Source organism: Pedobacter sp. CG_S7, assembly GCF_040544395.1.
GTDB lineage: Bacteria > Bacteroidota > Bacteroidia > Sphingobacteriales > Sphingobacteriaceae > Pedobacter.
In genome coordinates, this window is record NZ_JBEONS010000064.1 from 1 (window position 1) to 7,575 (window position 7,575).

The following is a 7,575-nucleotide window of genomic DNA, read 5'->3' on the forward strand; positions in this document are numbered from 1 at the left end:
GGAGTTTCCCACATTCCCACACCTCAAGCAACAATAACAATATTAATAATTAACATTGTAAGAATTATTGTCCTAACAATAGGGAGTACTATAGTACGGGTACCTCGCTTATCCTTTTCAGGAACCAATACCGCCACTTTTCCTGTAAGGACTGTAACTTTAATATTTTTATTCAGCGCATAAGCATTGATGTTAAAACTGGTGCCCAAGACTTGGGTAATGATCGCCCCGGTATGGATGATAAATGGTCTGTGCTGTTCATGTTCAACTTCAAAATAGGCCTCTCCAAACAAACTGATTTCTCTTTTGCTTTTTCCGAAACTTTTAGGGAAACTGATTTTACTCCCTGCATTTAGCCATACTTTTGACCCATCGGAAAGTGTTATTTTAATAACCTTTCCGTTTCCAGCTGATTTCTCGAGCATTACTGTTTCTGGAACTTTATTTAAGAAGGTGGTATAATAGTAATATCCCGCAGAAAAAATGCTCAAGAAAATAGTGATTGAAGCAGCAATTTGAAACAGGTGTTTCCGATAGCTCAACTTTCCATTTCGATCTGCTATTTCATCAATGATATTGTTATAGCCCTTTTCACAATCGTAATTGTGTTCTGCCTGATTTTTTAATTCAGCAGGATCCGCATTCTGCTGGGCTTCAAAATAATTGATAATCTGATTTTCCAGATTACTGGAGTCATTCGAAGCGTTTACTGTTGTGTTTGCGTCTCTCTTCTTCATGTTTGTCTTATGTATGATGCAAAAAGTAGAAGTACCCCCTAAAGAGTTTCCGTTTATTTTTAAGAAAATTTAATTAAAGACAATTGACAGCAGTGCGATTGCTGAAAGAAGTAAATGGCCAATAGAAGTCCGCAGTCTTTTAAGGGCAATCGTGATTTGCTTTTCTATTGTTTTTGTTGAGATATGGAGGACACTAGCAATTTCTTTATGGCTAAGCTGCTCCATCCTGCTTAGTACATATATTTCACGGCATTTTGGTGGGAGATCTTTGACTTGTTTATTGATTATTTTCTTCAACTCTTTTTCCAGGAGCGGGCCATCACTAGTATAATCAGAGGCTAGCATTTCAATTACAGAAACATCAAGAATGATTTTTTTTGCCCTGATTTTCATTAGGGACCTGTTCCTGATAGCGGTAAATAAATAAGCTTTTAAAGTTTTGATTTCGACCTGATGTCGACGGATCCATAAGTCAACAAAGAGATCCTGAACCAAATCCTCACAAAGCTGTTTATCCCGCAGTAAATTATAGGCTGAATGATATAGCTGTGAAGAGTAACGTTGATAAATAAGTCTGTGTGCATTTTCCTGGTCGATTTCTAATAAATCAACTAAATGTTGATCAGACAATATGTTCATTATGCTATGCTATATTTAGTACTCATTAATTTGGCTAAAGGTAAATATAGCAATTTATGCTTCACATTATCTCTATGTTAATTGTAAGTTAACTGGACGTGTCGACAGGCTCTACTTATAAAACGCAATTGGCTGAGTAAAAAATAATAGCCGATACTGGGCAACACAAGTTCAGGGAGTAGATGCCCACTACTTCTCTTCTCCTTAGTGAAGTCTATTCTTTGCCAGAGGGTACTCACTGCTGCTGTTCAAGGAGGTGCTTTTTTAAAGAATATCGTTCTCTGTTAAATTTGTGCTTTTAGTGACCACTTTCTCAACGGATGGTTTTCCTTCCGTAACCGTAATATTCTAAACTTTTGAATATGCTTATTTGTTAAAGAAAAAAATCTTTAGTTATGGGCCTTGAGAAATATGTTGCTAAGCGTGATTTTACCAAAACAGCTGAACCAAAAATTGGAATAAGTAAAAAAAACGAACCGCTGCTGTTTGTGATACAGAAGCATGATGCTTCGCGGCTGCATTATGATTTCCGTTTGGAAATGGAAGGTGTTTTGAAAAGCTGGGCAGTTCCAAAAGGACCTTCAATGGATCCGAAAGTTAAACGATTGGCCATCATGGTAGAGGATCACCCGTACAATTATCACAATTTTGAAGGTATTATTCCAGAAGGGGAGTACGGTGCTGGAACTGTGATTGTTTGGGATGAAGGAACTTATGAACCTATAGCTGAAATTAAAGGAAAGAAAGCTCAAGAGAAACATTTATTAAAGCAACTAAAAGAGGGGTCGTTAAAAATTAAACTGTATGGTGAGAAATTGAAGGGTGAGTTTGCATTGGTGAAAACACACGGAATGGGTGAAAATGGGTGGTTGCTGATCAAACATAAAGATGAATATGCTTCTACAAAAGACATCACTACAAAAGATAAATCTGTACTTTCTGGTCTTAAAATTGAAATGGTGCCTCAAGCTTCTGAAGAAGGCAAAAAGCAAACCAATACCAATACAAATAAGGCAAGAAAAACAAAATTAGTAGAACCAACACCAAATCAGAAGCCTCCAGAAAGTAATACTGATATAAAGTCACTGTTGAAAAATGCACCAAAAGCCAAATGGTCGCAGGGCTTGAAACCTATGCTGGCAACGTTGGTAGACGTGCCATTTGATAATCCTGACTGGCAATATGAAGTGAAATGGGATGGATATCGTGCTATAGCTTTTGTTAAGGAGGGAGTGGTTGACCTGCTTTCTAGAAATCAAAAGAGTTTTAATGATAAATTTTACCCCATATACAAGGCCCTCTCAGAGATGAAGCTGAACGCAGTTTTAGATGGGGAGATTTTAGTGCTGGATGAAAAAGGGCGATCTAAATTTAGTGACCTGCAAAACTGGCGCAGCGAAGCAGACGGTGAATTGGTATTTTATGTTTTCGATTTGCTTTGGTATGAAGGTAAAAACTTGATAGATTTACCTTTATACCAACGTCAGGCTATTTTAGCAACCATCTTTCCCAAGGACAATGCAAACCTCCTGCTCAGTAAAGTCTTTATTGCAAATGGTACTGATTTTTTTAATGCTGCAGAAAGAATGGGACTGGAGGGTATTATTGCGAAAAAACGCAGTAGTGCTTATTCTCCTGGCAACCGCTCTAAAGATTGGTTGAAAATTAAGGTTAGTAAAAGACAAGAAGTTGTTATTGCCGGTTTTACAAAAAATGAGGCTACTGCTAAGCAATTCAGCTCCTTATTGTTAGGTGTTTATGATGATGATGTATTAAATTATGTTGGGAAGGTTGGGACAGGCTTTTCAGATAAAGTACAAAAGGAACTGATGGAACAATTTAAGCCTTTGATTACTGATGAAAGTCCTTTTGATAGTGTACCTGATGTGAACAAAGCATCAAGGTTCAGACCCCATCCACCAAAAGCGAAGCCAACCTGGTTATCGCCTGAATTGGTTTGTGAAGTAGCATTTAGCGAGGTAACGAGTGACGGGGTTTTCCGACATCCTTCTTTCCAGGGATTACGAATAGACAAAAATGCAAAAGAAGTTACCCGGGAAACTGCTGCAGCAACTGATACCCTTGTAGAAAAAGAAATCCATCAACAAGCCATTACACCACCAAGAGCCTCAGGAAGGAAAACTTTATTGAATCCAACAGAAGAAACACAGGTGCGTAAGGTTTGTGGACATGAATTGAAATTCACGAATTTGAGTAAGGTATATTGGCCTGAAGATAATGTGACCAAAAGAGACCTCTTTAATTATTATTATCAGGTGGCTGATTATATTTTGCCTTATTTAAAAGACCGTCCCATGTCTCTTAACCGTTTTCCGGGAGGTATTTATGGTTCAAGTTTTTACCAGAAAAATGTGAAAGATAAAGTCCCTGATTGGGCTAAAACTTTTCCTTATCAAACCAGTGATGGGGAAGAGAAAGAATACCTGGTGGGGGATGACGAGTCTACTTTATTGTGGATGGCTTCTTTGGGCTGTATTGAAATGAATCCTTGGTTTAGCCGTATGCAGTCGCCAGACTATCCTGATTATTGTGTGATAGACCTTGATCCTGATGAGCATACTTTTGATCAGGTTATTGAAGCAGCGAAAGAAGTGAAAAAGGTATTGGATGCAATTAATGTTCCTTGTTATTGTAAAACATCTGGTTCTACAGGAATGCATATTTACATTCCCTTAGCTGCAAAATATACTTATGATCAATCGCAACTTTTTGCCCGTATCCTTGTAAATATTGTCAATAAAAATCTTCCTGATTTTACCAGTCTAGAAAGAATGATTGCCAAACGGAAGGGCAAAATGTACCTCGACTTCTTACAAAACCGACCTGGGGCAACCATTGCCGGTGTATATTCTTTAAGGCCGAAAATTGGCGCTACAGTTTCCATGCCTTTGCATTGGGAAGAGCTTAAACCAGGTTTAAAAATGAAAGATTTTACGATTTTTAATGCTGTAGATCGTCTAAAGGTAGAGGGGGATTTGTTTAAAGGGGTTTTAGGCGCAGGAATAGATTTGGAAAAGGCTATTAAAAAGGCGCAATCAATTTTTGATTAATTGGTGCTGGTGGCGCAGGCATGGTAAAATAAAAAGTGCTGCCTGTGCCGGGTTCACTTTCTACCCACAGCTGACCGCCGTTTTTTAAGGCAAACTCATGACATAAATTTAACCCTAATCCCGTGCCTTTTTCTCCTAAAGTCCCAAAAGTGCTATAATTGTTTTGCCAATTGAGAACGCTAAAGAGGTAAACAGCCGAAGAAAAAAAGCCGGATTCGGGACTACTGTAGAAGAGAATGCTAGAAGGTTCGGGATTGAATACAAACAATATACTTACGAAGAGATTGACAAAATGAATTAAACTATATCAGTCAACACATGGATTACAATGACGGTTAAAGTGCTTTCACAATCCGCTCACAAAAAATTTTAGATGGAAGAAAGATTTTTGATTGTAAGTCCTTTCATAAGTTTCCAGGAGCAACAATGGACTTTATCAAAAAACGGTGAAATAATGATAATGGTTTATATGAATCCAATCGATTAAGCCGAAAAATAGAGACAGATTGGGAAGAGCAAATTGAAAAGATGAACTATTAACTCTTCGTGAGCAATTACAACTAGGAGGCAAAACAGCATTTAAGTTCCCCTATATGAGCAACTCCACTACGGTCGAAATGACTATAGCACTTAACCTTCATCTCAACTTGGAGACGAATCAAGATTATCATTAAATGTGGTTTTCTGGGTTAATCAATTCCAGAAGTATTTAGGATTCTCTAACTGCCAAGGAGTAAAGGTTTGATTAATATCATGCTAATTTATATCGCGTGATTTTAGGTGGATTCTCCATAAACCCTTTTTTAGCTATTGATAGGTCATATGACGATTGCATACGAACCCAAAAACGTGCCGCACCTCCAAATACCGTTTCAACTCTTAAAGCTATATTAGGCGTTATAGCGGCCTTACCATTCAATATATTAGATAATGTGGGTCTTGTAACGTCTAATAATTCAGCGGCTTTAGCGATGGTTAAATCACGACCTTCAACAATTTCCATCCTTAAAAGTTCTCCCGGGTGGGTTAATTCCATTTCTCTTTTCATATTAGTGGGTGTCTAAATAGTCTAAATCGAAAGCAGTTTTGTTTTCAAAGCGAAAGATGATTCTATAATTACCTGTAACATCTAGGCTCCAGAATCCTTGAAGGTTGCCCTTTAAAGGATGTGGCCTGAACGAAATCAAATTTGCAAGATCTTCTGGCACTTCTTCCAGATCGTCGATAATTTGCAAAATGAGCTTTATTTTCTTTATCTGCACAGGAGGTAGTTTACTACCATCTCCCTTCTCCCAAAGAAGTCGTAAGGCTTTACTTTTAATAGTTTCAATCATAATTGACTGTATGGTGTAAAGATACACCTTACGGAATTGAAAACCAAATTATTGCTTTCAGAGGTCACAAACTTGCGAACTGCAATTTCACTATATAAATTTGTTTTGGACAATTATAATCTTTTATTTGGAGGAATTGTCGGTAGCAGTGCAGATGCTCAACAATGTTAATTATCAAAAATGGAGGGAATAATGATAGCTATGAGATTGTTTTATAGGCTTTATTAGCGAGGAATCTATTATTCTTGCCAAATTTAATTAACCTCCTCTTCATATAATTAGTTATAATAAACATTAACGGAATAATCGTAATTTTGGTTTAAATTCCTCACATTCTGTAATGTCTTTTGTCTCAAATATGAAAGTAACAAGCTCTTTTATTTTTCTCTTCTTTATGGCCAGCATCGTGACTGCTCAATCAACAACCGCAGAGATCTTCAAGAAAACAACGCAAAGAATAAATTCTCTTAATAGTATTGGATATAGTATTAGTTTTATGGAAAAAAACCCTTTTAGTAAAGGTGATATATCTGAGGGAGTAACAAATGAAGATATTTTACTAAATCCTGATAGGACAATAAAATATAAAATAACGGAGACTAATCTAAATTCTGGTCAAAGCATTTTCAGGGAAACCTATTTAGCTGGCAAACTTTACTCTATAAACCTGACTGATAGCACTTATGTAGTGAATGTACCTAAATCACCTGTTTCGTATCATATGGCAGATATTTCAACCATGATGGAGAGTGAATTTAAGGCCCATTCTTCAAAGATCTTTCATAAAAAAGATACTTTATTCAATGGCAAAAAATGTTATAACTTTTTGATTAAAAGCTATGATATGATTTCAAATGGAAACCATGACTATACGCATAAACAAATACTAATTGACCAGAAGACATTATTGCCCTTATACCTAAAGAGCACGGGGGCTGGCTCAGCCTATAAAGAAGGTCTTTCGTTAGGTCGCTTAGATTTTTACACGGAAAACATCTTCTACAATTTTGTTGCAGATAAAAAAATAAAAATAATGCCGTTTGTGAATTCTGGGTTTAGCCTGCCGAACACTGAAATGCTTAAAGATGGAGAAAGAGCCCCTGAACTATCCTTAAATAGCCTATCTGGACTGCATGTTCCTGAAGATAGTTTTACGGGTAAGCTACTCTTGGTAGTCTTTGGAGGAACAGCCTGTCCGGCCAATCCCTTAGCAAATCCTATGCTAAACCGACTGCATTCAAAGTTTTCATCAGCAGATTTTTCCATCATTAACATCTATACCAACGAAACGACTGAACAGGTACAAAAATACATCGAAAGCAATAGCTTAAATTTTCCTGTATACTTAGGGAACAGAAGCTAAGTAAGGCATATAAAACACTTGAGACCCCAGATTTTTACCTGATAAGCAGGGAAGGAAAGGTTGTTCGGACATCTAATGGTTATAGTGACTCCCTTGAAAATGAATTGAATAGAAATATTGTCAATCTATTAGAAAAAACACAATAGAATAGTAATTCTTAGGTATTATTATCAAAAAATGGTGAATTTCTTAGACGTCGCTTTGCACTTTTCCAATTAACCAAGAAATAGTATAAGGAAAGGTTTTTCTCAGAATGAATAAAAAACCAGAGGAGGCGGTGATAGACAAATTTAATTCAGCAGATATTGCTTAGGCTTAATTTTGACTGATATAGTTTATTAAGACCGTTGCAAGGCAATATGTGATTTAACTAATTGATTAACAATAAATTACACTTGTTTTTTTTGTTATTTAGGATATTTTTATGTATT

Annotated in this window: 7 protein-coding genes; 2 read left to right on the top strand and 5 right to left on the bottom strand. The window is 36.6% G+C overall.

Annotation, left to right across the window (positions count from 1 at the left end):
• Window positions 1-23: 23 nt before the first annotated feature.
• Entirely contained in the window at window positions 24-737 is a 714-nt protein-coding gene (locus tag AAKU52_RS16745) for a FecR family protein (RefSeq protein WP_354335662.1), read from the bottom strand.
• 69 nt (window positions 738-806) lie between these two features.
• A complete protein-coding gene (locus AAKU52_RS16750) occupies window positions 807-1,376 on the bottom strand; it encodes an RNA polymerase sigma-70 factor (protein WP_354335664.1) in 570 nt (189 codons plus the stop codon).
• A gap of 395 nt (window positions 1,377-1,771) precedes the next feature.
• Between AAKU52_RS16750 and ligD the strand changes: the two genes are divergently transcribed.
• Window positions 1,772-4,447: a DNA ligase D gene (gene ligD, locus AAKU52_RS16755; protein WP_354335666.1), complete on the top strand. Its 2,676-nt coding sequence runs from the start codon at window positions 1,772-1,774 to the stop codon at window positions 4,445-4,447.
• Here the strand turns inward: ligD and AAKU52_RS16760 are convergent.
• From AAKU52_RS16760 to AAKU52_RS16770, 3 genes are all read right to left on the bottom strand, one after another.
• On the bottom strand, window positions 4,419-4,715 hold the full coding sequence (locus tag AAKU52_RS16760) for an ATP-binding protein (protein WP_354335668.1): 297 nt from the start codon (window positions 4,713-4,715) through the stop codon (window positions 4,419-4,421). The genes ligD and AAKU52_RS16760 overlap by 29 nt on opposite strands.
• 483 nt (window positions 4,716-5,198) lie before the next feature.
• Window positions 5,199-5,483, bottom strand: coding sequence for a HigA family addiction module antitoxin (locus AAKU52_RS16765; protein ID WP_354335670.1), 285 nt, complete (start codon window positions 5,481-5,483; stop codon window positions 5,199-5,201).
• Between the two features lie 13 nt (window positions 5,484-5,496).
• Window positions 5,497-5,781 (bottom strand): type II toxin-antitoxin system RelE/ParE family toxin, encoded by a 285-nt coding sequence (locus AAKU52_RS16770; protein ID WP_354335672.1) that lies wholly within the window; start codon window positions 5,779-5,781, stop codon window positions 5,497-5,499.
• A 358-nt stretch (window positions 5,782-6,139) separates the two neighbouring features.
• Here AAKU52_RS16770 and AAKU52_RS16775 point away from each other — a divergent pair, with 358 nt between their 5' ends.
• Window positions 6,140-7,144, top strand: coding sequence for a TlpA family protein disulfide reductase (locus AAKU52_RS16775; protein ID WP_354335674.1), 1,005 nt, complete (start codon window positions 6,140-6,142; stop codon window positions 7,142-7,144).
• Window positions 7,145-7,575: the final 431 nt, after the last annotated feature.

Excerpts from the sequence above, each read along its gene's own strand:
- AAKU52_RS16775 (WP_354335674.1), top strand. The coding sequence starts at position 6,140 with ATGAAAGTAACAAGCTCTTTTATTTTTCTCTTCTTTATGGCCAGCATC.
- AAKU52_RS16765 (WP_354335670.1), bottom strand. The coding sequence starts at position 5,483 with ATGGAATTAACCCACCCGGGAGAACTTTTAAGGATGGAAATTGTTGAA.
- AAKU52_RS16770 (WP_354335672.1), bottom strand. The coding sequence starts at position 5,781 with ATGATTGAAACTATTAAAAGTAAAGCCTTACGACTTCTTTGGGAGAAG.
- AAKU52_RS16745 (WP_354335662.1), bottom strand. The coding sequence starts at position 737 with ATGAAGAAGAGAGACGCAAACACAACAGTAAACGCTTCGAATGACTCC.
- ligD (WP_354335666.1), top strand. The coding sequence starts at position 1,772 with ATGGGCCTTGAGAAATATGTTGCTAAGCGTGATTTTACCAAAACAGCT.
- AAKU52_RS16750 (WP_354335664.1), bottom strand. The coding sequence starts at position 1,376 with ATGAACATATTGTCTGATCAACATTTAGTTGATTTATTAGAAATCGAC.